The following is a 25576-nucleotide window of genomic DNA, read 5'->3' on the forward strand; positions in this document are numbered from 1 at the left end:
CCGTCGGCCCCGTGCCGTCGCGCGTCAGGTGTCAGGCGCCTGCCGCCGCGTGGCACGCTCCGCGGCCCTCCGCGCGTGCGACGATCCGGCCGCCCGCGATCCGTACCGCCGTCTCGGTCGCGTCGCTGACCGCCGAGACCCCCACGGCGGCGGCCACAGCCCCCGACTCGTCGTGCACGATGCGCACCGGCGGCCAGGAGCCCCGCGGGAAGGCCTGCCGCAGTCCCGCCCCCAGGTCCGCCACGGTGAGCCGGGCCAATGGCCCCAGCTCGCCCGGCTCGCCCGTCACCAGGGCCACCGTCACTGCTGTCTGCCTGGGCTGCGCGGCCGCGCGTACCGCCTCCTCGGCGGCCTCCAGCCGGTGCAGCCCCAGCACCGCCACCACCCCGTCGTCGGCGAGGCGCGCCGTCTCGCCGCGCAGCGCGTCCGTGGCCGCCGGCGGGGCCCACGGCTCGTCGACGGGGCGCGCCTTCGGCACGTACGGAAGGTGCGGCGGAGCCCACTCGCCGTGCTGGGGGGCGAGCTCGGCGAGTTGCTCGCACGCGGCGACGACCTGGAACGGGTCCACGAAACCCGGTGCCGCGGCGGCGAGTTGATCGGCCCCGTGCAACAGGGTGAGGACGGTCTCCGCCATCGGAACCAACCGCCGGGTGCTCCCACCCAGGTGCTCCAGTGCCAGCCCGAGCACCGTCGCGTGCAGCTTCAGCAGCTGACCGTAAGGCTGCCGGGTCTGTGTGTCGGCCAGCACCACCGACGGCAGGTCCATGGCCAACCGGTCCTCCGGCTCCGGCGCTCCCGTCAACGGGAACCGGGAGACCCGGACTCGTGCGAGCGCGCCCAGTGCCTCACGGACGGTGCCGGCGTACTCGGGGGGAGCGGCGGGCGTCGGCGTGCGGACGGCGAGGTCGGCCAGGACGGCGAAGTAGAGGGCCCGCTTGCCGGGGAAGTTGGAGTACACGGCGCCCCGGGTGAGCCCCGCGCGCTCCGCGATCCGGTCGATCTTGGCGTCGCGGAAACCGCACGCGCCGAACTCTTCGCACGCCGCTTCGAGGACTTTCCGGCGATTCAGTTCCTGCACTTCGGCCCTGGTCAACCGGCCCATGTCGCTCCTTGGTGGGTACGTCTCCGCCGCTCATTCGCAAATCAAGATACTCAGAGCATTCAAATGATGGCATCATGTGTGGACGGCATCCGGATGAGAGGGACCGACCATGTCCAACGCGACGCCCGCGAACGAACCGCCCGAGACCCCCAGCGCTGCGACGGCCGACAGCACTCCACGGACCGCAACCGCCGCGGAGGCAGCCGGGCTTCCGGAGGTGCTCCTCTCCGACCCGCAGGTGATCCGCGACCCCTTCGCCGTCTACGGCCGCGCCCGCGAGCAGGCATCGGTGGCCAAGCTGACGGCCCCCGGCTTCGGCGGAATGTGGGGGGTCACGCGGTACGCGGAAGCCCGCGCCCTGCTGGGCGACCCGCGCTTCGAGATCCGCAGCGACAGCTTCCTGCGCCCCGAGGTCCCCGGCGACTGCCTCCCGTACATGCGGACAATGGCGGAGATGAACGGCCCCGAACACCTGCGGCTGCGCAGGCTGGTCGCCCCGGCGTTCGGCGCACGCCGAGCAGCCGCGTTCCGCCCCCGCATCGAGGCGACGGTCGACCGGTTGCTCGACGAACTCCCTGCGCACACCGCCCCGGACGGCTCCGTGGACCTCCTGCCGCACTTCTCCGGGCACCTGCCCATGGACGTCATCTGCGAGTGGGTCGGCATCCCCGAGGAGGACCGGCTCCAGTGGCGCGCCCATGGGAGGACGGTCGCGGCCGGCGGGGGCAAGGAGTTCGCGGCGGCGATCCCAGGGATCGTACGAGGCGCCAAGGCCGCCGTCGCCCGGCGGCGCAGGGACCTTGCCGGCGGTGCCGAACCTGGCGTCGACCTGCTCACGGATCTGATCCGGGCTCAGGACGAGGACGGCGACCGGCTGAGCGACGACGAACTGGTGACCCTGGTCTGGCACGTCGTCATGGCGGGCCAGTCGCCCACGCACCTGGTCGCGAACGCGGTGAACGCGCTGCTGGACCACCCGGAGGAACTGGCGGCGCTCCGGGCCGACAGGTCCCTGCTGCCCGGAGCGGTGGAGGAGCTGACCCGGTGGGCGGGGCCGACCCTGCTGACCATCCCCCGGTACGCGACCGAGGACGTCGTCCTGCACGGGGTACGGGTCGCGAAGGGGGAGGCGGTCACGGCCGTGGTCGCGGCGGCCAACCGTGACCCCCGCGCGTTCCCGGCCCCGGACCGGCTGGACGTACGGCGCGCCGCCGGCGCCACGCCGCATCTGAGCTTCGCCCACGGAGCGCACTTCTGCCTCGGTGCGGCGGTGGCCCGCCTCCAGACGGAGGTCGCCCTCGCCCGCATCCTGGATCGCTTCCCGTCCCTGCAGCGTGCGGGTGGCGCCACCCGAGCGATGGACCCGGGGACGTGGCGACTGGAGAACCTGCCGGTACGGGGCCTCTAGAACGGCCGCCGCGGCACGCGCACCTACCGGCGCGGCGCGCCACCCAGCGCATCCCGAAGGGCCTGCCCGTACGGGTATCCGGAACGGCACCGGCCGCGCACGCGCACCCCCCGGTCCACCCCGCCCCACCTACCGCGCCACAGCTGTCGGACCGGAGACCTGCCGGTACGAGGTCTCCGGTCCGGCACCCGGTCCGCGCGAGCCCCCCACTCCCCACTACCGCGCCAGGGTGGCCCCTGCCGCCGACCGCTCCTGCGTCGGCAGGTTCTGCGCCAGGTCCTCCGCCAGGAGCCGCTTCGCGATCCGGTCCGCCGCCACCCTCAGCTCCGCACTCCTGGGCCGTCCCGCGTCCTGCTCCAGCTGGGCGCACAGCCACTGCGACCACGCCCCCGTGATGACGCCCGCCTCCCGCGCACCCGCCGCGGTGTGCGAGAGGAAGTGCCCGTCCCGGGTCAGGTACCCCTCCTCGACCATGCGGTCGAAGACCGGCAGCAGCACCTCGGGCGGTACGTTCCGCCGCGCCGCGATCAGCCCCAGCGACGCGTGCCCGACCATCCGGGTGAACAGGTCCACCTGCATGACCGCCCAGGCGCCCGCGACGTCCAGCCGGGTGTCGGAGTCCGCCACGATCCGGCGGGCGGTGTGCGTGCCCCTCGCCCGGACGATCTTCGCGACCGCGAGTTCCAGGGCCTGCGACGAGCCGGCCTGTCCGCCCGGCGACGGATGCGCGAACCCCTCGCCCAGGTCCGCCGACCCGACCCGCGCCGAGTCCCGCAGCTCCACCTGCTTGAGGAACAGGGACACCACGAAGCCCAGCATCGCCACCGGCACGGTCCACAGGAACACCGTGCTGAGCGTGTCCGCGTACGCCTGCACGATCGGGGCCACCTGTTCGGCCGGCAGGCCATGCAGTGCCTGCGGGTTCTGGGCGGCCCGTGCGACGGCCGCCGGGTCCGTTCCCGTGGGAGCCAGCTGAACGGCCGCGCTCACCCCGTCCTGGAGGTTCGGCGCCAGCGAGTTGGCGTAAATGGTGCCGAAGACGGCCGCGCCGAAGGAACTGCCGAGCGTACGGAAGAAGGTGACACCGGAGGTCGCGGTGCCCAGTTCCGCGTAGTCCACCGTGTTCTGCACGGCGATCGTCAGCACCTGCATGGACAGGCCGATGCCGACGCCCAGCACGAACATGTACAGCGATTCCAGCCAGGTGCCGGTGGTGGGGCCCATCAGCGACAGCAGATACAGCCCGAGCCCCATCACGGCGGATCCGATGATCGGGAAGATCCGGTAGGTGCCCGTCTTGCTGACCACGTTGCCGCTGAAGATCGACGCGATGAGCAGTCCGACGACCATCGGCAGGGTGCGCACGCCGGACCAGGTGGCGGAGTCCCCGTCCACGTACTGGAGGTACGTCGGCAGGAAGGTCATCGCTCCGAGCATCGCGAAGCCCACGATGAAACTGAGGATCGAGCAGACCGTGAAGACGGGGTTGGCGAACAGCTTCATCGGCAGCATCGGTTCGGCGGCCCGCGTCTCCACGACGCAGAACAGCGCCAGGGCGACAACACCGGCCACGAACAGCCCGATGATGACGACCGAACCCCAGGCGTACTCGTTGCCGCCCCAGCTCGTCGCCAGGACGAGGGCGCTGGAGCCGAGCGCGACCAGCGCGATGCCGAGGTAGTCGATCCGGGGCTTGCTCGCCGACTTCACCGACGGAATCGTCCGGGCCGCCGCGAGGACCACCAGGATCGCTATCGGCACATTCACGTAGAAGGCCCAGCGCCAGCTCAGGTGGTCCGTGAAGAGACCGCCGAGCAGTGGGCCGACCACCGTGGAGACACCGAAAACGGCGCCGATCGCACCCTGGTACTTGCCGCGCTCCCGCAGCGGGATGACGTCCGCGATCAGCGCCATCGCGGTCACCATCAGACCGCCCGCGCCGATGCCCTGCACTCCTCGCCAGGCGATCAGCAGCGTCATGTCGGTTGCCAGACCGCACAGGAACGAGCCCGTGATGAACACGATCGCCGACACCTGGAAGATGATCTTCCGGCCGAACAGGTCGCCGAACTTGCCGACCAGCACCGTCGCGACGGTCTCCGCCAGCAGATACGCGGTGACCACCCACGACATGTGGGCGGCGCCTCCGAGATCCGAGACGATCGTCGGCAGTGCCGTACCGACGATCGTCTGGTCCAGGGCTGCCAGGAGCACGCCGAGCATGATCGTCCCGAAGACGATGTTGCGTCTGCGTCCGTCGAGGACGGGCGGCACGGGCTCGGCGGCGGCCCGCACGGCGGCCGCGTTCTCGCTGGCGTTCTCGCTGGCAGTGGTCACCCTCGCACCTTCACACCGCCGCCCCGTCCGCGCACCCGGGAGCGGCCCGCCCCGGTGACGGCACGGAAACCCTCACAGATCCCTGCGCCGTACGAGAGCCGGCGCGACCGCCACCGCCACCCCGGGCCAACATGCGAACACGGCCCACGAGTGGAACACCGAGGGCTCGGGCCTGGGGGTGGAAGGACGGCCCACGCATCCGGGCGCGACCCGACCCGACGCCCCCTTGAACCCTTTGACGCCGCTGGGACACTGGCCCCGTGGACGAGACGAAGCAGTTGCACGAGGCGTGCGGGGCGGGTGGGGCGGACAGAGCGAGCGAGGTGGGCCGGTTCCGTGCCGCGGCCGTGGCCTGGGCGGCGGCGGGGCCCGGCGCCCACCAGGCCGCCGGCACCGCCCGCGAGACGGCCGGCAGCGGGCATCTGCGCACGGTCGTCCTCGTCGAAGGGGTCAGCGACCGGGCCGCACTCGAAGCGCTGGCCCGGCGGCGGGGACGGGACCTGGCGGCGGAGGGCGTGTGCGTCGTACCGCTCGGCGGGGCGACCAGCATCGGCCGCTTCCTCGCCCTGCTCGGCCCGCAAGGCCTGGGCCTGCGGATCGCCGGACTCTGCGACGCGGCCGAGACGGGCTTCTTCCGGCGCGCCCTGGAACGCGCGGGGCTCGCCACCCCGGGCACCGCCGAGGAACTGGAACGGCTCGGCTTCTACGTGTGCGACGCCGACCTGGAGGACGAACTGATCCGCGCCCTGGGCGCCGAAGGAGTGGAACAGGTCGCCCGCACCGAGGGCGACCTGAGGTCGCTGCGCACCTTCCGCAACCAGCCCGCCCAGCGGCCCAGGACGGTCCACCAGCAGCTCCGCCGCTTCATGGGCACCACCAGCGGGCGCAAGCAGCACTATGCGCGGGCGATGGTCGAGGCGCTCGCCCTGGAACGCGTGCCGCGCCCGTTGGACGATCTGCTCGCCCGCGTATGAGAGCCTCCAAGGCAGTCAGCGGGCTCGACCGATCCAAAAGGGTGCAGACAGCATGGGTGACGGAGACGTGGGACGGCGTACCTTTCTCGCCGCGATGACCGGCGGAGCGGCGGCGACGGCCGCAGTCGGCACAGGACCGGCGTCGGCCTCAGGACACACCGGCCACGAGGACGAGATCCGCGCGCTCATCGGCCGGATGACCGTCGCCGAAAAGCTCGGACAGCTCCAGCAGCTCGCCTGGACCGGCGCCACCGGCCCCGGCGGCGACCAGACTGCCGTCGCCGAAGCAGCGGCCCGGAAGGGTGAGTTGGGGTCTGTCCTCAACATCATCGGCGCCCGGCACAGCAACGCTCTCCAGCGGATCGCCGTCGAGGAGTCCCGCCTCGGCATCCCGCTCGTCTTCGGCCTCGACGTCATCCACGGTTTCTGGACCACCTTCCCGATCCCGCTCGCCCAGGCCGCCAGCTTCGACCCGGAGACCGCGCGCACCGACGGCGAGGTCTCCGCGAAGGAGGCCCGCAGCAACGGCGTCCACTGGACGTTCTCCCCGATGACGGACGTCACCCACGAGCCGCGCTGGGGCCGTATCGCGGAGAGCAGCGGCGAGGACCCGTACCTGACGGCCGCGTTCGCGGCGGCCAAGACCCGCGGCTACCAAGGTACCGACCTCACGGCTCAGGACCGCGTCGCCGCCTGTGCCAAGCACTTCGTCGCCTACGGAGGTGCCGAGGGCGGCCGCGACTACAACACCGTCGACGTGTCCGAGTCCCGGCTGCGCAACCTCTACCTGCCGCCTTTCAAGGCCGCGCTCGACGCCGGCTGCGCCACCGTCATGGCGTCCTTCAACACCATCAGCGGCATCCCCGCCCACGCCAACTCCCACACCCTCACCGAAATCCTCAAGGAGGACTGGGAGTTCGACGGTGTGGTCGTCAGCGACTGGAACGGCGTCGGTGAACTCCTCCCGCACGGCTTCGCCGCCGACGGCGCGGACGCGGGCCGCATCGCCCTGACCGCAGGTGTCGACATGGAGATGGTCAGTACCCATCTCGTCGACCACGGGGCCCGGTTGCTCGCGTCGGGCCGCATCAGGGAGGACCGGCTGGACGACGCGGTGGCCCGCGTCCTGCGCCTCAAGTTCGCCCTCGGTCTCTTCGAGAGGCCGTACGCAGACGAGTCCGCCGTGATCGAGGTGCCCACCCGCGAAGCCCGCGAGGCGGCCCGTGCGGTCGCCGCCCGCTCGATGGTGCTGCTGAAGAACGACGGAGGGGTGCTGCCGATCGCCCCCGGCATCTCGGTGGCCGTCGTCGGGCCTTTCGCCGACTCCCGGGACCTGCAGGGGACCTGGGCGGGTCCGGGCGGCGACAAGTTCCCGCCGGTCAGCGTGCTGGCAGGGGTACGGGAGGCCGCCGGACGGGGCGCCAAGGTGACGTACGGCGTGGGCGCCACCAAGAACGCGGACCTGATCGTCGTGGTCGTGGGAGAGGGCGCGAGGCTCAGCGGCGAGGCGGCCTCCCGCAGCGACCTGACCCTTCCCGGCGACCAGGAGAAGCTGATCGCGGCGGTCGCCGCCACCGGCACACCGTTCGTCGTCGTCCTCCTCAACGGCCGCCCGCTCACCCTCGGCGACTGGCTGGGTGCCGCCCCTGCCGTCCTGGAGGCCTGGCACCCCGGCATCGAGGGCGGCCACGCCGTCGCCGACGTCCTCTACGGCAAGGTCAACCCGGGCGGCAAGCTCCCCGCCTCCTTCCCCCGGAACGTCGGCCAGCTCCCCGTCCACTACAACCACGAGAACACCGGCCGCCCCTACGACCCCGAGAACCCCGGCAACACCTACGTCACCGGCTACCTGGACGTCGACCGCACCCCGCAGTTCCCCTTCGGGTACGGCCTGAGCTACACCACCTTCGAGACCGGCGACCCGAAGACCGCCACCCCCCGCATCTCCGCTGCCGACCTGCGGCGCGGCGAGACCTTCGACGTCGAGGTCGAAGTCCGCAACACCGGCGAGAGGGACGGCGACGAGGTGGTCCAGCTCTACGTCCACGACCCGGCGGCCACCCTCGTCCAGCCCGTCCGCCGGCTGCGCGGCTTCCGCCGGGTCACCCTCCCGGCGGGCGAGCGCACCACGGTCCGCTTCACCCTCTCCGCCCAGGACGTCGGCTTCTGGACGAACGCGCTCGACGGCCGCTTCGTCGTCGAACCCGGCGACCTGGTGCTGTACGCGGGGACCAGCTCCACCGCGCGCAAGCACTGCACCGTGGTCGTGACCTGAACGGACCTCGGCCCCCCCGAGGCGCGGCGCAGGCGTCCGGAGTTTGCGCCAGGGTGCCGACGGGGGAGTGGACAGGGGGCCGGGGGCCTTCGCCCCGGCAGCAACCCCGTTGAGGAGTATGGGACATGACTGAATTCGCAGTGATCGGCGCCGGCGTCGCCGGACTTGCCACGGCCCTGCTCCTCGCGCGGCGCGGGCACCCTGTCACCGTCTTCGAACGGGATCCCCGGGCCCCGTCGGGCGACCTGGACGCGGACTTCTTCCACTGGACGCGCCCCGTCACCGTCCCGCAGGCCGTGCAGCCGCACAACCTCATCGGCGCCGCCCGTACCGTACTCAAGGACGATCTTCCGGATGTACACAGGGAGTTGCTGCGGCGTGGAGCGCAGGAGTACCGCGAGATGGACTGGTACGGGGCGCAGGCCCGTCCCGCCCGCCCCGGTGACGACGACCTCGTCCTGATCCAGGCCCGCCGCATCCTCGTCGAAACGGTCCTGTACGACGCCCTGCGGGCCGAACCGACCGCCACCGTGTGCCACGGCAAACGCGTCACGGGCCTGATCACCGACCCCGCTGCCGCATCCCCCACCGGGCCGGGAAGCCCGAACAGCCCCCGGGTGCCCCGGGTGTCCGGTCTGCGCACCGCCAACGGCGACCACCGTGCGGACCTTGTCGTCGACTGCGCCGGACGGCGCGGCGCCACCGCCCAGTGGCTGGCCGAGGCCGGGTGCCGGCCGCCCGTGGTCGAGCGGCACCCGACCGGCCTCGCGTACTACAGCCGCTGGTACCGGCTGCCCGAGGGAGGACAGGAAGGCCCGCGCGGTCCCCTCGTTGTCTCCGGCAGCCCGTTCGGCGCGTGCGCGGTGTTCCCCTCCGACAACCGCTCCTTCGCGCTCGGGCTGATCCTGCACACGGACGACCCGACCCGCACCGCGATACGCGACCCCGCCGTCTTCGAGTCGGCCGCCCGGACCCACGGCATCGGGGCGGCCTGGCTCGACCTCGGCGCCGAGCCGCTGTCCGGCGTCCTGCCGATGGCCGGGCTGGAGAACCGGTGGAGCGCCCTGGCCGACGCACAGGGGCCCGTCGTCACCGGCCTGCTCGCGGTCGGCGACAGCTTCACCCACACCAACCCGACCATGGCCCAGGGCATGTCCCTGTCCCTGTGGGCCGCCCAGTGGCTGGCCCGCCACGTCGACGAGTCCCCGGACCCGGCGGGCTCCGAGTTCGCCGCCGCGTACCACCACTGGGCACTGCGCACCCTGCGCCCCTGGTTCGACGTACAGGTGGAGACGGACGACGCGATCGGACAGCGTTACGCCGAACGGTCCACCAGGCCGCCGACCGGCCGCGACAGGCAGCGCGCCGCGATGATGGAGTGCGGCCTGCGCGACCCCGTGGTGGGGCGGGCCCGCGCCAAGGTCAGGCACCTGCAGGCGCACCCCGGGGACGCGTACGCGGACCCGGAGGTGCAGCGGCACCTGACGGAGTGGCTGGCGGACCGCCCGGACTGGGAGCCGGCACCGGACGGGCCGAGCCGCGAGGAGTGGGAGAAGGTCACGACGCGCGGCTAGCGGACCCCGGCCGCCTCACCCGGCGCCCAGCACGGCCGCCAAGTCGTACCGCACCGGCTCCTCCAGCTGGTCGTACGTGCAGCTCTCCGCCACCCGGTCCGGCCGCCACCTGCGGAACCGGGTGGTGTGCCGGAACCGGGCGCCCTGCATGTGGTCGTACGCCACCTCGCACACCCGCTCCGGCGCAAGCGCCACCCACGACTGGTCCTTCTTGCCGTTCCACCGGTTCTGGCTGCCGGGCAGCCGGTCCGTCTCGTGCGCGGCCTGGTTCTCCCAGTCCGCCCACGGGTGCGCGGCGCCCCGGGCCAGTCGCAGCGGCTTCAGCTCGTCGACGAGTTCCCTGCGCCGCTGCATGGTGAACGCGGAGGAAGCCCCCACGTGCTGGAGGCGCCCCGCCGCGTCGTACAGCCCGAGCAGCAGCGAGCCGACGACGGGGCCGCTCTTGTGCAGCCGGTAGCCCGCGACGACGCAGTCCGCCGTCCGCTCGTGCTTGATCTTGTACATCAGCCGCTGGTCCGGCCGGTACGGCAAGGACAGCGGCTTGGCCATCACCCCGTCGAGGCCGGCCCCTTCGAACTGCTCGAACCACCGCTGCGCGACGTGCGGGTCCGTCGTCGCGGGAGCCAGGTGCAGGGGCGGCCCGGCCCCCTTCAGTACGTCGGCGAGCGCCTTGCGCCGCTGTTCCAGAGGCACGTCCAACAGCGCCAGGTCCTCCAGGGCGAGGAGGTCGAAGGCGACGAAGCTCGCCGGGGTCCGCTCGGCCAGAAGCCTGATCCGGGAGTCGGCCGGGTGGATGCGGTCGGAGAGCCGTTCGAAGTCCAGCCGGCCGTCCTGGGCGATGATGATCTCGCCGTCCACGACGCACCGGGCGGGCAGCTCCCTGAGGAGCCCGGCGACCAGCTCCGGGAAGTAGCGGGTCAGCGCCTTGCCGGTACGGCTGCCGATCACGAGCTCGGGCCCGTCCCGGTGCACGATCGCGCGGAACCCGTCCCATTTGGCCTCGTAACTCATGCCCGGCGGGATCTTCTTCACCGCCTTGGCCAGCATCGGTTTCACCGGCGGCATGACCGGAAGGTTCATGCGGTGCGGAACGTGCGGTTCGCTCGGGGCTTTCGGTGCCATGGGTCCGACCCTGCCCGAAACTCCGATATGCGGCATATGTAGGCTCGGCCTACCGTGGCGCACATGGGCAAAACGGGCGAGGCGATCGAGCTGGATGCGGGAGGGCGAGCCGTGCGGCTGTCGAGCCCGGACAAGGTCTACTTCCCGGAGCGCGGCTACACCAAGCTCGACGTGGCGCGGTACTACCTCGCCGTCGGCCCCGGCATCCTGCGCGCGCTGAACGACCGCCCGACCACTCTGGAACGCTTCCCCGACGGCGTCGACGGCGAGTCCTTCTACCAGAAGCGCGCCCCCAAGAACGCCCCCGACTGGCTGCCGACCGCCACCATCGCCTTCCCCAGCGGCCGCACCGCCGACGAGGTCTGCCCCACCGAGGTCGCGGCCGTCCTGTGGGCAGCCAACCTGGGCGCCCTGACCTTCCACCCGTGGCCCGTACGCCGCTCCCGCCCCGACCACCCCGACGAACTGCGCATCGACCTCGATCCGCAGCCCGGCACCGACTTCGCCGACGCCGTGCACGTCGCACACGAACTGCGCGCACTGCTCGACGAACACGGCCTGCGCGGCTGGCCCAAGACCTCCGGCGGGCGCGGCCTGCACGTCTTCGTGCCGATCGCGCCCCGCCAAGACTTCACCGCCGTGCGGCGCGCCGCCATCGCGGTCGGGCGGGAACTGGAACGACGGCTGCCGCATGCCGTGACGACGGCCTGGTGGAAGGAGGAACGCGGTGCGCGGATCTTCGTCGACTACAACCAGACGGCCCGCGACCGCACCATGGCCTCCGCCTACTCCATCCGTCCGAAACCGCACGCCCCGGTCTCCGCGCCGCTGCGCTGGGAGGAACTGGACGACGTACGCCCCGAGGACTTCGACCTGGCCACCATGCCCGCCAGGTTCGCCGAACTCGGCGACGTGCACGCGGATCTGGAGGAGTACGCGGGCGAACGCGGCTTCGCCCTGGACGCGTTCCTGGAGCTGGCGGACAGGGACGAGCGCGACCGCGGGCTCGGCGACCTGCCGTATCCGCCGGACTATCCCAAGATGCCGGGCGAGCCGAAACGGGTCGCACCGAGCCGGGCGAAGAAGACCGACTCCCCGAAGGACCAGCAATGAGCAGCGAGACACCCGCGACCGGCCACCACACGGGAGGCGGCCCGGGCGACGGGACCGACCACGGCACCGGGCAGCCTCGGCACGGTGCGCACGGCCGGCCGCGCACCGGGGCGGAGAAGTGGCACGCGTTCAAGGAGTCGCCGTTCCTGCCCGCGACGGTACTGGTCTTCATCCTCGCGATCGCGGCGGGCCTCTTCGCCGGCTCCTACACGTACACGATGGCCAACCCGACCCCGCACCGGATTCCCGCGGCCGTGGTCGGCGACGCGCGGAGCCCGCAGCTCACGGCGTTCGCCGCCGGAATGGACAAGGCACTTCCGGGTTCGCTGGAGATCACCGGATACGCCACCGACGCGCGCGCCCGCGAGGCGATGGAGGAGCAGCAGGCCTTCGCCGTGCTGCGGACGGTCGGACGGGGAGTGGAGCTGGACGTCTCCGGGGCGTCCGGTGCCTCGGTCGCCCAGATCCTCTCCGAGGCGGGGGTGAAGGTGGGGCGGGCGGCCGGGATCGACGTCACCGTGCAGGACGTCAAACCCCTCCAGGCGGGCGATCCGCGCGGTCTCGCCCTGTTCTACATCTCCCTCGCCGCGGTCATCATCGGCTTCGTCGGAGCCATCCAGCTCAGCGTCCACGCACGGGGACTCAACCCGGCGGAACGCATCGCCTTCACCCTCGCCTACGCGCTCATGGGGGCCTTCGCCATCGCCGCGGTGGTGGACTGGCTGCTGGGGGCGCTGGACCTGCCGTTCGTGGAGTCGTGGCTGATCCTCGCGCTCACCATGTTCACGTCGGGCATGGTCTTCACCATGTTCAACACCATGATGGGCCGCTGGGCGATGCTGCCGACCTGGGGGCTGATGGTGCTGCTCGGCAACCCCTCGTCGGGGGGCGCGGTGTCCTGGCCGCTCCTGCCCAGCCTGCTGGGCCACATCGGGCAGTGGCTGCCGCCGGGTGCCTCCGTCAACGCGCAGCACACCGCGGTCTACTTCCAGGGCCATCAGCACCTGAAGCCGTTCCTGGTGCTGGCGGCCTGGGCCCTGCTCTCCTGCACCGTCTTCTGGGTGTGGCGCCACCGCCACCCGGGCGGCCGGGACAGGTCCCCGGCACACGCCGGTTGACCGCAGCCCTTCGGCGATCGTGGCGACCGGACGCTCTCCTGGACATCCGGCCGCCGCGGCCGACCCATGGCAGCCCGTGCGGCGGCGTTGAACTTCCGTTCAGCGGACGTTGATCGGTTCCGGGCAGCATCTACGCCATGCCGATCAAGACCGCTTTTCCGACCGACCCCGCCGACAGCGAACTGTCCTGGCAGGACAGCGCACTGTGCGCCCAGACCGGCCCGGAGTTCTTCTTCCCCGAGCCCGGCAGCTCCACCCGCGAGGCCAAGCGGCTCTGCGGCGCGTGCGACATGCGCAGCGTCTGCCTGGAGTACGCGCTCACCCACGACGAACGCTTCGGCGTGTGGGGCGGCCTCTCGGAGAAGGAACGGTACGAACTGAGGCGCGCGAGCCGCTGATCCGCCGCCGGCCGTCAGCGCTTGATGCTGAAGTCGTCGCCGTACATCTTCCACTCCAGCGGCGGCTTGAACTGCATGTTGTTCTTCTGCAGGAACACCCGCTGGGCGGTGTCGATCCGGGACGTGTCGTTCAGGGTCTTCCTCGTCCTGAGTACTTCGCGGGTCTCGTCGAGGAAGGCGTTCAGGTACGGCTTCTCCTTGCCGCCCTCGGCCGGGCTCTTCGCCTTCTTGCGAACGGAGTCGCGGATTCCGTAGAAGCTGCGCTCGTCGATGCCCGGGCCGTGCAGCACCATCGCGTCGTAGTAGATGAACTGGCCGAGCGTGCCGAGCCCATCCATCTTGGCGAGGTCCACCGCGGGCTTGAAGTAGTACTTGTCGCGGGCCGCGTCCTGCGCCTTGAGGAAGTCGGGCTCCTTCGCCGCCTGCTTCCACGCCTGGGTGAAGCCCGGGTCGAGACCCTCGACCGAATCCGTGCCGTCCACCTTCCGCAGGGCGGGCAGGAACGAGGCGAGCGGATTGTCCGGGTGGCTCTTGGTGTAGTCCTCGACCAGCTGGAGCATGCTGTGTGCGGCCGAGGTGAAACCGATGACGCCGGCCGTGTAACCGTTGCCGTCGCCGGTGTTGCGGACCGAGGAGTACTGACCGCGCCAGTTCAGCGTGGAGTTCTCCGCGGTGGAGATGACCTGCGCGGCCCTCTCCTTGGCGGCGGGATCCGCGAGACCCGGAGGCAGCTTGGCTATGAGCTCCTGGTCCGTCTTCGGTTTCAGATTCTCGTCGTCCTGGGGCGCACGCCCGGTCTCGGAGGCTTCGTCGTAGATCGGCTTGTCCCCGCCGGGGGTGCCGGCGAAGAGCGCGGTGGCGACGATGGCGACCGGGGCGCCGATGAGGTAGAGGCGAGTGAGAGGTTTCACCGGGACAGGTTACGGTGCGCGGCCGGGGGAGCAGAGCAGTGCACCCCTTTTCGAACCCCGCACCGTTCCGGCGTCGAACCTTTCCGAACGTCGAACGGGCCCCGATGTGCCGTCAGTGGCAGACCGGGGCCCGTACGCCGGGGCGTTACTGGACCTGGGCCGCCCGAGCCGCCTTCCGGGCCAGCCGCGCGGCCAGCTTCTCGTCGAACTTCGTCGCCTCCGAGTCCAGCCCGTCCATGTACAGGCCCAGCTCCTCCTGGGCCTTGAGGCCCTCTGCGCCGAGCCCGTCGATGTCCAGGACCTTCAGGAAGCGCAGCACGGGCTGGATCACGTCGTCGTGGTGGATCCGGATGTTGTAGACCCCGCCGATCGCCATCTGGGCGGCGGCCCGCTCGAAACCGGGCATGCCGTGTCCCGGCATCCGGAAGTTCACCACCACATCGCGCACGGCCTGCATGGTCAGGTCCGGCGCGAGCTGGAACGCGGCGCCCAGCAGGTTGCGGTAGAAGACCATGTGCAGGTTCTCGTCGGTGGCGATGCGTGCCAGCATCCGGTCGCACACGGGGTCCCCGGACTGGTGCCCGGTGTTGCGGTGCGAGATGCGGGTGGCCAGCTCCTGGAAGGCGACGTAGGCGACCGAGTGCAGCATCGAGTGCCGGTTGTCGGACTCGAAGCCCTCACTCATGTGCACCATCCGGAACTGCTCCAGCTTGTCCGGGTCGACGGCACGCGACGCGAGCAGGTAGTCGCGCATCACGATGCCGTGCCGGCCCTCCTCGGCCGTCCAGCGGTGCACCCAGGTGCCCCAGGCGCCGTCCCGGCCGAAGAGAGACGCGATCTCGTGGTGGTAGCTGGGAAGGTTGTCCTCGGTGAGCAGGTTCACGACGAGTGCGATCTTGCCGATCTCCGTGACCTTCGACTGCTCGGGCTCCCACGCCTGGCCGTCCTCGAAGAAACCGGGGAAGTTCCGTCCGTCCGACCACGGCACGTACTCGTGGGGCATCCAGTCCTTGGTGACCTTCAGGTGGCGGTTGAGTTCCTTTTCCACCACCTCTTCCAGCGCGAACAGCAGCTTGGCGTCGGTCCACGCCTCGGAGCTGCCGATGTGGGGAGAGGTGATCGTCACGGGTACTCCTGGGGGAGGGGGACTGAGGGTGGTTACCTACGGCTTCGTAGGTTACGAGACCGTAGGTTAAGCACGACGTGAGCACCTCGCCAAGTCCCTGTCCGTTCCGTACCGCTACGCGCCGTTATGTATGCAGGTCGCGCAGGCGTACCGAGAGACAAGTCACGCAGCCCTCCAGCTTTTCGAACTCGCTGATGTCCCCGGAACGGGTGTGAGGCCCAGCTCCGCGAACAGCTCCGCCGACTTCGGCGCACTCGCCGCCCTCAACACCGCATTCCCGTCCAGCACGACCACATGCGCGCCCGCCTCCTCGGGTACGGGAAGAAATCGGCGGAAGGCCGCCGGTATGTCCACCAGCGGCTCGTAGCCCACCACCGTCCCGTCCGGCAGCGCCGTCACCGCCGACTTCAGATGCAGCAACCCGCTCACCGGTACCGCGGACACCCGCGCCCCCAGCGGCTCCAATACCACCCGCAGCCGGCGGACGCCCTCCCCGTTGGTCCGGCCGCCCCGGCCCACGTACACCGTGTCGCCGGTCTTCAGCACGTCCCCGCCGTACCAGCGGACCTCGCCGTCGCGCAGATCGGCGATCCGGTCGACGCGCTCCAGGAGTTCCCGGTCGTGGCTGACCACGACGAGCACTTCGGAGTAGGCCGACACCGCCTCGTACAGCCTCTGCCGGGCGTACAGGTCGAGGTTGTTCGTCGGCTCGTCGAGCAGGAGCACGTCCGGGCGCCGCAGCAGCAGGGCGGCGAGCCGCAGCAGGACGCCCTCGCCGCCGGACACTTCGCCGATGGTGCGGTCGAGGGCGATGTGTCCGAGGCCCAGGGCGTCGAGGGTGGCGCGGGCGCGCTCCTCCACGTCCCCGTCGTCTCCGACGGCCGCGAAGTTCTCCTCGCTCGGGTCGCCCGCTTCGATGGCCTGCAGGGCGGCGCGGGTGCCGGCGATCTCCAGCGCCTCGTCGACCCTCAAGCCGGTGTCGAGGACGAGGTTCTGCGGCAGGTGGCCGACGCTGCCCGCGGCCTTCACCGTGCCTTCGTTCGGTACGAGCTCCCCGGCGAGGAGCTTCAGCAGGGTCGACTTGCCCGACCCGTTGACCCCGATGAGACCGGTGCGGCCGGGGCCCACGGCCAGTTGGAAGTCCGCGAGGACGGGCGTGCCGTCCGGCCAGGAGAACGAGAGGGCGGTGCAGGTCAGCGACGCGTGGTGGGGCTGTGCGTGCGGATGGGATGACAAAGGGGCCTCCGGTTGCGGTGGGCTGGACACAGGGCAACTGGGGGAGACACCGGGACAGCGTGCGGACCTGGGGCGTCAGGGCGGTGACGGCGACGGAGCGTGGCGCAGACCACGGGTCGCGGAAAAGCCCCGAGGGGGAGAAGACGGCTCGAACGCCGAGGTCGGACGCGGCACGCGGAAAGGAACAGGCCACTCGAAGGTGGCCGCCTCGCGGCACGGTGTCTCCGTCCTCAGACGAGCAACGTCCTTCTCCGTCCGACGACAACAGGGCAGGAGTGAATTTACGCCCGCCGTTTCGACGGGTGCAAGTGATTTAACGGTGAACGGATTCGTCCTCGTCTCAGCTGTTCAGCAGTTGCGCCAGGTCCTGGTCCATGTCCAGGTACTGGTGCTCGTCGCCCGGCGGCACCAGCTCCTGGGTCTCCCGCAGGAAGCGACGCAGTTCGGAGGTGCGGATGTGCACCATCGCGACCCCCTCCGTGGCGTGGAACTCCAGCACGGTCCGCCCGTACCCGTAGGGGCGCAGCTGCACGTCACCGACACCCGACGGCTCTTCGAGCCCCCGGGCCAGCAGCTCCCGCGAGAACGTCCACACCACCTCGACGCCCTCCAGGGTGGCCGGCGGAGGGAAGACCATGCGCACGGCGAAGGGGTCCGTGCGGTCGTAGCCGAGCGTCGCGGGGACGTTCTCCAGCTGCGGTGCGGAGGAGATCAGACGGGCCTGTACGGCCTGCTCGATGACGGTGGACAAGGCCAGCACCTCTCAATGCTCGGTGGATGCGTCCTGCCGCCCTGTAGGACGACCGAACGCGTGAATCCGTGCCCACACAGACGGCGTGAGCTGCATCACCCGGTCCCGGTGGACGATCCGGGGGCGGATGGGCCGGGGTGGATCCGGGAGCGGAGCACGTCGCGTCGCAGACTCCTGCGTGGTCGCACCACGGCTGATTCCCGCTGGCACCGCAGCCACACAACATCACTGGTGTCTCATGGTGCGGACCCTGTGAACTGTCGACCTCCAATCCCCCTCGAACCGGCGCACGGCGGGCGCGGCGCGGGCACCCTGGACGCCGGCAGCCCGGTCCGCTAGCTTCCAGCGCCATGAGGGGTATGGGGAACACGAGGCGAACGATGTCGGTGGGACTGAGCGGGGCGGTGATCGCCGCCGTACTCGGCGCGGGGCCGGCGGCGGCCGATCCGTCGCCGGCCGGGCCCCCCTCGGCGGACCGCCGAGCGCCCGACGGCGTGCGCACTCCGTCCGGGTGGCGGCTCAAGGACACCGGCACGACGGTACGGTTCCGGGGGCTCGCGGCGGTGAACCGGAATACCGCCTGGGTCGCGGGCTCGAAAGGCACCGTGCTGCGGACGGCGGACGGGGGCCGCCACTGGCTGAACGTTTCGCCACCCGGTGCGGGAGAACTGGAGTTCCGGGACATCGAGGCCTTCGACGGGCGGCGGGCGGTGGTGCTCGCGATCGGCGAGGGCGAGGCGTCCCGGACGTACCGCACGGAGGACGGCGGCGAGACCTGGACGGAGACCTTCCGCAACCCCGACCCGAAGGCCTTCTACGACTGCCTCACCTTCTTCGACAGCCGCAACGGCCTCGCGATGAGCGACCCGGTCGACGGCAGGTTCCGCATTCTGTCGACCGGCGACGGCGGCAGGTCGTGGAAAGTGCTTCCGGACAGGGGGATGCCGCAGGCCCTGCCGGGCGAGGCGGGATTCGCGGCGAGCGGGCAGTGCCTGGTCAGCAACGGGCCGCGGGACGTGTGGCTGGCGACCGGCGGGGGAGCGCGGGGCCGGGTGCTGCACTCCGCCGACCGCGGCCGCACCTGGAAGGCGACGGAGGTGACCGTTCCGGGCGGCGACCCGGCGCGCGGAGTCTTCGGCGTGGCCTTCCGCAACCGTACGCACGGGATCGCGGTCGGCGGCGACTACCGCGCGGGACAGGCGTCCCCGGACGCCGCGGCGCGCACCTCGGACGGGGGACGGAGCTGGCATCGCTCGACGACCCCGCCGGCGGAGTACCGGTCGGGCGTGGCGTGGCTGCCGCACAGCCGCTCCGTCGCGCTGGCGGTCGGGCCCACCGGGACGGACGTGACCCTGAACGCGGGGCGGTCGTGGCAGCGGATCGACACAGGGTCCTTCGACACGGTGTCGTGCACGACGGACTTCGGCTGCTGGGCCTCCGGCGAAAAGGGACGCGTCGCCCGCCTGGAGTTCTGACCCACCCCACGCAACCACCCCACGCACCCACCCCACGCCGCCCTCCGACCGCCCTCCGTGGCTCCGTTGGGCGGCGGGGCAGTCCCCGGGGGGCGGAACGGGCGGGCAAGGGGGCGGCCCCCCGCGGAGCGTTCCGTCCCTGACCGGCGGCCCGGCGACCCGGCGTCCAGCCGCCGGGCGGCCCGGCGACCCGGCACGGAGCCCCGGAGGTTCCCCGCACCGGACCTCCCCCGCCCGGCCACCCGCAGCGCCCTCTACGCCCCCACCGTCTCCCGGTAAGCCCCCAGCCCCTCGGCCACCCTCGTCGCCGCGAACTCCGTGATCCGGTACTCGCACACCCTGCCCACGGCAAAGGGATCCGAGGCCGCCACGCCCTCGATCGCCTCCCGCGAGTCCGCGACAGCGAGGATCACGCCGCCGTCCCGCGGCCGCTTCCGCCCGGAGGCCAGGAACACCCCCGCCGCGTACTGCGCGTCCACCCACGCCATGTGCTCACTCATCAGCGCATCCACCTCTGCGAGGGGCGCCGTATACGTCAACTCGAGTACGAACATGATCGCCAGCGTACCCACCGCCCCAACCCGCGCGCCCCCCACTGTCAGACCCACCTCCTACAGTGACGTTCACGATGAAGATCACGCCAGAGAACGCCCGTGCGCTCCAGGACGAACTCCGCACCCGAGTCGTCCTGGACGAGCCCGGCCCGCCCCCGGGCACCGGTCACCTCACCGGTGTCGATGTCGCGTACGACGACGCGCGCGATCTCGTCGTGGCCGCGGCGGTCGTGCTGGACGCGGCGACGCTCGCGGTGGTGGAGGAGGCCACGGCCACCGGCCGCGTCCGGTTCCCGTACGTGCCGGGACTGCTGGCGTTCCGTGAGATCCCCACCGTGCTGGACGCCCTCGACAGGCTGACCGCAGACCCCGGCCTGGTCGTCTGCGACGGCTACGGACGGGCCCACCCGCGCCGCTTCGGCCTCGCCAGTCACCTGGGCGTGCTGACCGGCCTGCCCACCTTCGGCGTCGCGAAGAATCCCTTCGTCTTCAGCTACGACCCGCCCGGCCCCCGGCGCGGGGACTTCTCACCGCTCATCGACGACAGCGGGAACGGCGACCGCACCGAGGTCGGCCGCGCCCTGCGCACCCAGGACGGCGTGAAACCCGTCTTCGTGTCCGTGGGGCACCGGGTATCGCTCGACAACGCCTGCGCGCACACGCTCCGGCTGGCGTCCGCCCACCGCCAGCCGGAGACCACCCGCCGGGCGGACTCGCTCTGTCGTCGGGTGCTGGCGAACGAGAGCGAAGGAGCACCCCGGAACTGAGTACGCGTACGGATGTGGAAATCGAACAGATCGGGACAGGCTGAAGACATGACCGTAAGCACGATGGGCACCGCGAGGACCCGCACCGCGCCCCCCGCCCGCACGACGCACGCCGTCCCGGAGTACTTCGAGGCCGTCACCGTCCACCGGGCGGGCCGCCGCATGGGCGTGTCCGTCCTGGCCGGTGTGCTGGCGATGTTCGGGTGGACGGGCGGCATGATTTACACGATCTCGGGCTGGATATCCGGTTCCTGAACCCGCCCCGCGCAGGGCGTCCTCGCGTCCCCCGCGCCTCCGCACGCCTCGGGGCTCTCACGCGGAAGTCGTGGCCGCCACCCGGAACCTGATCCCCGCCGCCTGCAACCGTTCCAGCAGCGCGTCGCCCATCGCCACCGTTGGCGTCACCTGCCCCGCAGTCCCGGGCAGACTGTCGAACGCCAGGCACAGCACGGACTCGGCGAGGATCTTCGCCGTCTCGCCGTAGCCGGGATCGCCGCCCGACACCTCGGTGTACACCCTGCGTCCGCCGCCCTCGCCGACGAACCGCACGGTGAACCAGCTCCGCGCCCGGCGCGCCTCGTCCGGTCCCGACCCCGGTGCGACCAGCGACCCCAGCCGCGTGCGTGCCGCCGGGAACTGGGCCAGCGCCACCACCGAGCCCGCCGCCAGCACCCCGCCGACCGCGACGGGCAGCCACTTCACCGCCGCGTAGTGCCGGTAGCGGAAGTCGGGGCCGTACCGGTCCAGGGCCGCCGCCGACCGCTCCACCACCCGGGCGTCGATCGTCGGCAGGGGCACCGCCCACGCGCCCAGTTCACCGCTGCGGTGCGGGGAGCCGAGCGGGGCGCGTACCTTCCGCCCGCCAGCCGGGCCCGGTTCCACCGCCCGCCGTTCCCGCGCCGCGTCCCGCATCTGCTTCCCCCGCCCCATCGCTTCCAGCGCCGACGCGAAGGTCCCGCCGGAGAAGTGGGCGTTGCTGCGTACGAAACCGTCCAGCCGCAACGGCACGCCCTCCGGCAGCTGCCGTACCGTGAAGTACGCCCCCAGGTCGTGCGGCACGGAGTCAAAACCGCATGCGTGCACCAGCCGTGCCCCGCTCCCGCGGGCCACCACGTCGTACGCCAGATACATCCGGTCCACGAACTCCGGCTCGCCCGTCAGGTCCGCGTAGTCCGTCCCCGCCTGCGCGCACGCGGCGACGAGCCCTTCGCCGTAATGGAGGTAGGGGCCGACCGTGGACGCCAGCACCCGTGTGCTGCGGGCCAGTTCCCGCAGGGAGGCGGGGTCGTCGGAGTCCGCGTGCAGCAACGGCAGCTTCGCACAGGCGGGGTAGACCGCCGCCAGACTCTCCCGCAGCCGTTCCAGCTTGGCCGCATTGCGTCCCGCGAGAGCCCAGCGGCAGTCGTCGGGGGCGTGTTCGGCAAGGTAGCGGGCCGTGAGTTCGCCGACGAAGCCGCTCGCTCCGAAAAGCACGATGTCGTACGGACGGGTCATGCCGTTCCTCCCCAGGTCGGGTGCAACTCTCGAAAGCCTTCTGCGGTCAAAGGCTAAGCGCTTGCTTGGCCAAAGGTCTTGTGCAGAGTGGAACACGTTCTTAGCATCACTGCTGTTACATCGGTTGTGTCACAGTGCTGGGGGCTTGATGGCAGGGACAGCGGGCACGGACAACGAGCGTGCGCAGCCCAGAGGCGGCGAAGGCCCTCTCGCCGGGGTGCGCGTCGTGGAACTGGCGGGAATAGGGCCGGGCCCGTTCGCCGCCATGTGCCTCGCCGACCTGGGTGCCGACGTCGTACGGGTGGACCGCCCCGGAGGTTCGGCGCTTCCGGTCGACCCGGCGAAGGACCTCACCAACCGCAACAAGCGCTCCGTGCTCGTCGACCTCAAGGATCCGAGCGGACCCGCACAGGTCCTGGACCTGGTCGCACGCGCGGACATCCTCATCGAGGGCTTCCGGCCCGGAGTCGCCGAACGGCTCGGCATCGGCCCCGACGCCTGCTTCGCCCGCAACCCCGGACTGGTGTACGGGCGGATGACCGGCTGGGGACAAGAGGGACCGCTCGCCCCGCGGGCCGGCCACGACGTCTCCTACCTCGCCCTCACCGGCACCCTCGGCATGATCGGCAAACCCGACGAACCGCCGACCGTCCCCGCCAACCTGGTCGGCGACTACGCGGGAGGCTCCCTCTACCTGGTCATGGGCGTCCTCGCCGCGCTCCACCACGCCCGCACGCCCGGCGGCACCGGCCAGGTCGTGGACGCCGCGATCGTCGACGGCGCCAGCCACCTCGCCACCATGCTGCACGCCATGCTCGCGACCGGCGGCTGGCAGGACCGGCGCGGAACGAACCTTCTCGACGGCGGCTGCCCCTTCTACGGCACCTATGAGACCTCCGACGGCCAGTACATGGCGGTGGGGGCGCTGGAGCCGCAGTTCTACGCCGAGTTCACCGCACTGCTCGGCATCGCGGACCGTGCACCCGGCCGGGGTGACCTGTCCCGCTGGGGCGAGTTGCGCGAGACCATCGCCGCCCGCTTCAAGGAGCGGACCCGCCAGGAGTGGACGGCGGTCTTCGAGGCCTCCGACGCCTGCGTGGCCCCCGTACTGTCCATGCGCGAGGCTCCCGTCCATCCGCATCTGGCCGCCCGCAACACCTACGTCGAGCACGGCGGCATCATCCAGCCCGCACCCGCGCCGCGCTTCTCCGTGACGCAGGGTGGCATCGCACGCGGCCCCGCCCTGCCGGGGGCGGACACCGCCCGGGTGGCCGCCGACTGGGACGTGCCGAGCCTGACGAAGAACCCCCACGCGCCGGGTCCGAAGGGGGACGACGGGCCGCGTCCGGCGAGGTGAGCCGTACCGGGCCCCGCCCCGCACCGTCCAGACGCTACGTCGCCGCCTGCACCAACCGGTCGCATCACAGAGGGAATCGATGAAACGTCAGATCTTCGCCGCCGAGCACGAAGCCTTCCGGGCGACCGTCCGCACCTTCCTCGCCAAGGAGGTCCTGCCGCACTACGAGCAGTGGGAGAAGGACGGCATCGTCAGCCGCGAGGCCTGGCGCGCGGCCGGGAAACAGGGCCTTCTCGGGCTCGCCGTCCCCGAGGAGTACGGGGGCGGCGGAAATCCGGACTTCGTCTACAGCGCCGTGCTCGCCGAGGAGTTCACCCGGGCCGGAGCCGCCGGCCTCGCGATCGGCCTGCACAACGACATCATCGGGCCGTACCTTACCGACCTCGCCACCGACGAGCAGAAGCGCCGCTGGCTGCCCGGTTTCTGCACCGGCGAGACCATCACCGCCATCGCCATGACCGAGCCCGGTGCCGGCTCCGACCTCCAGGGCATCCGCACCGCCGCTGAGGACAGGGGCGACCACTGGCTGCTGAACGGCTCGAAGACGTTCATCTCCAACGGCATCCTCGCCGACCTGGTGATCGTCGTCGCCAAGACCTCCCCGGAGGGCGGTGCGAAGGGCCTCTCCCTGCTGGTCGTCGAGCGCGGCATGGAGGGCTTCGAACGCGGCCGCAACCTCGACAAGATCGGCCAGAAGGCCCAGGACACCGCGGAACTCTTCTTCCACGACGTCAAGGTCCCCAAGAAGAACCTCCTCGGCGAGCCGAACGGCGCCTTCATCCACCTGATGACCAACCTCGCCCAGGAACGCATGGGCATCGCGGTCGCCGGGATCGCCGCCGCCGAACACCTCCTGGAGATCACCACCCAGTACGTGAAGGAGCGCGAGGCGTTCGGCCGGCCGCTGGCCAAGCTCCAGCACATCCGGTTCGAGATCGCGGAGATGGCCACCGAGTGCGCCGTCACCCGCACGTTCCTCGACCGGTGCATCGTCGATCACAGGGACGGACAGCTCGACGCCGTCCACGCCTCGATGGCCAAGTGGTGGGCCACCGAACTCCAGAAGCGCGTCGCCGACCGCTGCCTGCAACTGCACGGCGGCTACGGCTACATGACCGAGTACCGGGTCGCCAAGGCCTTCACGGACGGCCGCATCCAGACCATCTACGGCGGCACGACCGAGATCATGAAGGAGATCATCGGCCGGTCCCTGCTCGGCTGACCAGCCCCCTCACCCCGCACCTTCCCCGAAAGGCAGTTGTCTTGAGCACCGAAGCGTACGTGTACGACGCGATCCGCACCCCGCGCGGGCGCGGCAAGGCCAATGGCGCCCTGCACGGAACCAAGCCGATCGACCTGGTGGTCGGTCTCATCCACGAGATCACGGCCCGCTTCCCGGACCTGGACCCGGCCGCCATCGACGACATCGTTCTCGGCGTCGTCGGCCCGGTCGGCGACCAGGGCTCCGACATCGCCCGCACCGCCGCGATCTCCGCCGGGCTCCCCGACACGGTCGCCGGCGTCCAGGAGAACCGCTTCTGTGCCTCCGGCCTGGAAGCCGTCAACCTGGCGGCGATGAAGGTCCGCTCGGGCTGGGAGGACCTCGTTCTCGCGGGCGGCGTGGAGTCCATGTCCCGGGTCCCGATGGGTTCCGACGGCGGCGCCTGGTTCAACGACCCGATGACCAACTACGAGAACGGCTTCGTCCCCCAGGGCATCGGCGCCGACCTCATCGCCACCATCGAGGGCTACACCCGCCGCGACGTCGACGAGTACGCCGCCCTCTCCCAGGAGCGGGCCGCCACCGCCTGGAAGGACAACCGCTTCGCGCGCTCGGTCGTCCCCGTACGCGACCGCAACGGCCTGCTGATCCTCGACCACGACGAGCACATGCGCCCCGGCACCACCGCCGACTCGCTGGCCGCCCTCAAGCCCTCCTTCGCCGCCATCGGCGAGATGGGCGGCTTCGACGCGGTCGCGCTCCAGAAGTACCACTGGGTCGAGGCGATCGACCACGTCCACCACGCGGGCAACTCCTCCGGCATCGTCGACGGTGCGGCCCTCGTCGCCATCGGCACCAGGGAGGTCGGCGAGCGCTACGGGCTGACCCCCCGGGCCCGTATCGTCTCCGCCGCCGTCTCCGGCTCCGAGCCCACCATCATGCTCACCGGGCCGGCCCCGGCCACCCGCAAGGCGCTCGCCAAGGCCGGACTGACCATCGACGACATCGACCTCGTCGAGATCAACGAGGCGTTCGCGGGCGTCGTCCTGCGCTTCGCCAAGGACATGGGCCTCTCCCTCGACAGGATCAACGTCAACGGCGGTGCGATCGCCATGGGCCACCCGCTCGGCGCCACCGGCGCGATGATCCTGGGCACCCTCGTCGACGAACTGGAGCGCCAGGACAAGCGTTACGGCCTCGCCACCCTGTGCGTCGGCGGCGGCATGGGCGTCGCCACCGTCGTCGAGCGCGTCTGAATCTCG

At 71.4% G+C, this 25576-nt stretch carries 21 protein-coding genes and 1 pseudogene; 13 read left to right on the forward strand and 9 right to left on the reverse strand.

What is annotated here, in order from left to right; translation table 11 throughout:
- Nucleotides 1-31: 31 nt before the first annotated feature.
- Nucleotides 32-1102: a TetR/AcrR family transcriptional regulator gene (locus HNQ79_RS15160; protein ID WP_185031204.1), complete on the reverse strand. Its 1071-nt coding sequence runs from the start codon at nucleotides 1100-1102 to the stop codon at nucleotides 32-34.
- A gap of 109 nt (nucleotides 1103-1211) precedes the next feature.
- Between HNQ79_RS15160 and HNQ79_RS15165 the strand changes: the two genes are divergently transcribed.
- Nucleotides 1212-2510 carry a cytochrome P450 gene (locus tag HNQ79_RS15165; protein ID WP_185031206.1) on the forward strand — a complete coding sequence of 433 codons (1299 nt, stop codon included), beginning with the start codon at nucleotides 1212-1214 and terminating at the stop codon, nucleotides 2508-2510.
- A gap of 216 nt (nucleotides 2511-2726) precedes the next feature.
- Here the strand turns inward: HNQ79_RS15165 and HNQ79_RS15170 are convergent, their stop codons facing one another.
- Entirely contained in the window at nucleotides 2727-4847 is a 2121-nt protein-coding gene (locus HNQ79_RS15170) for an MDR family MFS transporter (protein ID WP_194698733.1), read from the reverse strand.
- A gap of 323 nt (nucleotides 4848-5170) precedes the next feature.
- Between HNQ79_RS15170 and HNQ79_RS15175 the strand changes: the two genes are divergently transcribed.
- The 3 genes from HNQ79_RS15175 to HNQ79_RS15185 all read left to right on the forward strand — a co-directional run bounded on the left by HNQ79_RS15175 (nucleotide 5171) and on the right by HNQ79_RS15185 (nucleotide 9670).
- Nucleotides 5171-5821, forward strand: a complete 651-nt coding sequence (locus HNQ79_RS15175) for a TOPRIM nucleotidyl transferase/hydrolase domain-containing protein (protein WP_373312601.1) — start codon at nucleotides 5171-5173, stop codon at nucleotides 5819-5821.
- Between the two features lie 196 nt (nucleotides 5822-6017).
- Nucleotides 6018-8096, forward strand: coding sequence for a glycoside hydrolase family 3 N-terminal domain-containing protein (locus tag HNQ79_RS15180; RefSeq protein ID WP_229923635.1), 2079 nt, complete (start codon nucleotides 6018-6020; stop codon nucleotides 8094-8096).
- A 125-nt stretch (nucleotides 8097-8221) separates the two neighbouring features.
- Nucleotides 8222-9670 carry an FAD-dependent oxidoreductase gene (locus HNQ79_RS15185; protein WP_185031210.1) on the forward strand — a complete coding sequence of 483 codons (1449 nt, stop codon included), beginning with the start codon at nucleotides 8222-8224 and terminating at the stop codon, nucleotides 9668-9670.
- 15 nt (nucleotides 9671-9685) lie between these two features.
- On the opposite strand, the gene HNQ79_RS15190 is transcribed toward HNQ79_RS15185, so the two are convergent.
- Nucleotides 9686-10750: an ATP-dependent DNA ligase gene (locus tag HNQ79_RS15190; protein ID WP_185031601.1), complete on the reverse strand. Its 1065-nt coding sequence runs from the start codon at nucleotides 10748-10750 to the stop codon at nucleotides 9686-9688.
- Between the two features lie 105 nt (nucleotides 10751-10855).
- Here HNQ79_RS15190 and ligD point away from each other — a divergent pair, with 105 nt between their 5' ends.
- The 3 genes from ligD to HNQ79_RS15205 all read left to right on the forward strand — a co-directional run bounded on the left by ligD (nucleotide 10856) and on the right by HNQ79_RS15205 (nucleotide 13421).
- A complete protein-coding gene (gene ligD / locus HNQ79_RS15195) occupies nucleotides 10856-11905 on the forward strand; it encodes a non-homologous end-joining DNA ligase (protein ID WP_185031212.1) in 1050 nt (349 codons plus the stop codon).
- Complete coding sequence (locus HNQ79_RS15200; RefSeq protein ID WP_229923623.1) at nucleotides 11902-13023, forward strand: ABC-2 transporter permease; 1122 nt, start codon at nucleotides 11902-11904, stop codon at nucleotides 13021-13023. Before ligD ends, HNQ79_RS15200 begins: the two co-directional genes overlap by 4 nt.
- 137 nt (nucleotides 13024-13160) lie before the next feature.
- Nucleotides 13161-13421 carry a WhiB family transcriptional regulator gene (locus HNQ79_RS15205; RefSeq protein WP_185031214.1) on the forward strand — a complete coding sequence of 87 codons (261 nt, stop codon included), beginning with the start codon at nucleotides 13161-13163 and terminating at the stop codon, nucleotides 13419-13421.
- Nucleotides 13422-13435: 14 nt separating this feature from the next.
- Here the strand turns inward: HNQ79_RS15205 and HNQ79_RS15210 are convergent, their stop codons facing one another.
- From HNQ79_RS15210 to ssgD, 4 genes and pseudogenes are all read right to left on the reverse strand, one after another.
- Nucleotides 13436-14332, reverse strand: coding sequence for a chitosanase (locus HNQ79_RS15210; protein ID WP_185031216.1), 897 nt, complete (start codon nucleotides 14330-14332; stop codon nucleotides 13436-13438).
- A 145-nt stretch (nucleotides 14333-14477) separates the two neighbouring features.
- The gene (locus HNQ79_RS15215) at nucleotides 14478-15458 is read right to left on the reverse strand and encodes an acyl-ACP desaturase (protein WP_185031219.1); all 981 of its coding nucleotides are present in this window, start codon (nucleotides 15456-15458) and stop codon (nucleotides 14478-14480) included.
- A 546-nt stretch (nucleotides 15459-16004) separates the two neighbouring features.
- A pseudogene (locus HNQ79_RS15225) lies at nucleotides 16005-16655 on the reverse strand (ATP-binding cassette domain-containing protein); the annotation flags it as partial.
- A gap of 379 nt (nucleotides 16656-17034) precedes the next feature.
- Entirely contained in the window at nucleotides 17035-17445 is a 411-nt protein-coding gene (ssgD, locus tag HNQ79_RS15230) for a spore wall synthesis regulator SsgD (protein WP_185031603.1), read from the reverse strand.
- 380 nt (nucleotides 17446-17825) lie between these two features.
- Between ssgD and HNQ79_RS15240 the strand changes: the two genes are divergently transcribed.
- Nucleotides 17826-18920 carry a WD40/YVTN/BNR-like repeat-containing protein gene (locus HNQ79_RS15240; RefSeq protein ID WP_185031221.1) on the forward strand — a complete coding sequence of 365 codons (1095 nt, stop codon included), beginning with the start codon at nucleotides 17826-17828 and terminating at the stop codon, nucleotides 18918-18920.
- Between the two features lie 254 nt (nucleotides 18921-19174).
- Here the strand turns inward: HNQ79_RS15240 and HNQ79_RS15245 are convergent, their stop codons facing one another.
- Nucleotides 19175-19474, reverse strand: a complete 300-nt coding sequence (locus tag HNQ79_RS15245) for a YciI family protein (protein WP_185031223.1) — start codon at nucleotides 19472-19474, stop codon at nucleotides 19175-19177.
- 74 nt (nucleotides 19475-19548) lie between these two features.
- Here HNQ79_RS15245 and HNQ79_RS15250 point away from each other — a divergent pair, with 74 nt between their 5' ends.
- Both HNQ79_RS15250 and mmpA read left to right on the forward strand, forming a co-directional pair.
- Complete coding sequence (locus HNQ79_RS15250; protein ID WP_185031225.1) at nucleotides 19549-20241, forward strand: endonuclease V; 693 nt, start codon at nucleotides 19549-19551, stop codon at nucleotides 20239-20241.
- Between the two features lie 48 nt (nucleotides 20242-20289).
- A complete protein-coding gene (gene mmpA / locus HNQ79_RS15255) occupies nucleotides 20290-20496 on the forward strand; it encodes a morphogenic membrane protein MmpA (RefSeq protein WP_185031641.1) in 207 nt (68 codons plus the stop codon).
- 57 nt (nucleotides 20497-20553) lie between these two features.
- Here the strand turns inward: mmpA and HNQ79_RS15260 are convergent, their stop codons facing one another.
- Nucleotides 20554-21735 carry a saccharopine dehydrogenase family protein gene (locus HNQ79_RS15260; RefSeq protein ID WP_185031227.1) on the reverse strand — a complete coding sequence of 394 codons (1182 nt, stop codon included), beginning with the start codon at nucleotides 21733-21735 and terminating at the stop codon, nucleotides 20554-20556.
- 148 nt (nucleotides 21736-21883) lie between these two features.
- Between HNQ79_RS15260 and HNQ79_RS15265 the strand changes: the two genes are divergently transcribed.
- From HNQ79_RS15265 to HNQ79_RS15275, 3 genes are all read left to right on the forward strand, one after another.
- Nucleotides 21884-23092 carry a CaiB/BaiF CoA transferase family protein gene (locus tag HNQ79_RS15265; RefSeq protein WP_185031229.1) on the forward strand — a complete coding sequence of 403 codons (1209 nt, stop codon included), beginning with the start codon at nucleotides 21884-21886 and terminating at the stop codon, nucleotides 23090-23092.
- 79 nt (nucleotides 23093-23171) lie between these two features.
- Entirely contained in the window at nucleotides 23172-24314 is a 1143-nt protein-coding gene (locus HNQ79_RS15270) for an acyl-CoA dehydrogenase family protein (RefSeq protein WP_185031230.1), read from the forward strand.
- Between the two features lie 41 nt (nucleotides 24315-24355).
- Complete coding sequence (locus HNQ79_RS15275; protein ID WP_185031232.1) at nucleotides 24356-25570, forward strand: acetyl-CoA C-acetyltransferase; 1215 nt, start codon at nucleotides 24356-24358, stop codon at nucleotides 25568-25570.
- Nucleotides 25571-25576 lie beyond the last annotated feature (6 nt).

The sequence above is a fragment of the Streptomyces candidus genome (genome assembly GCF_014207445.1).
GTDB lineage: Bacteria > Actinomycetota > Actinomycetes > Streptomycetales > Streptomycetaceae > Streptomyces > Streptomyces candidus.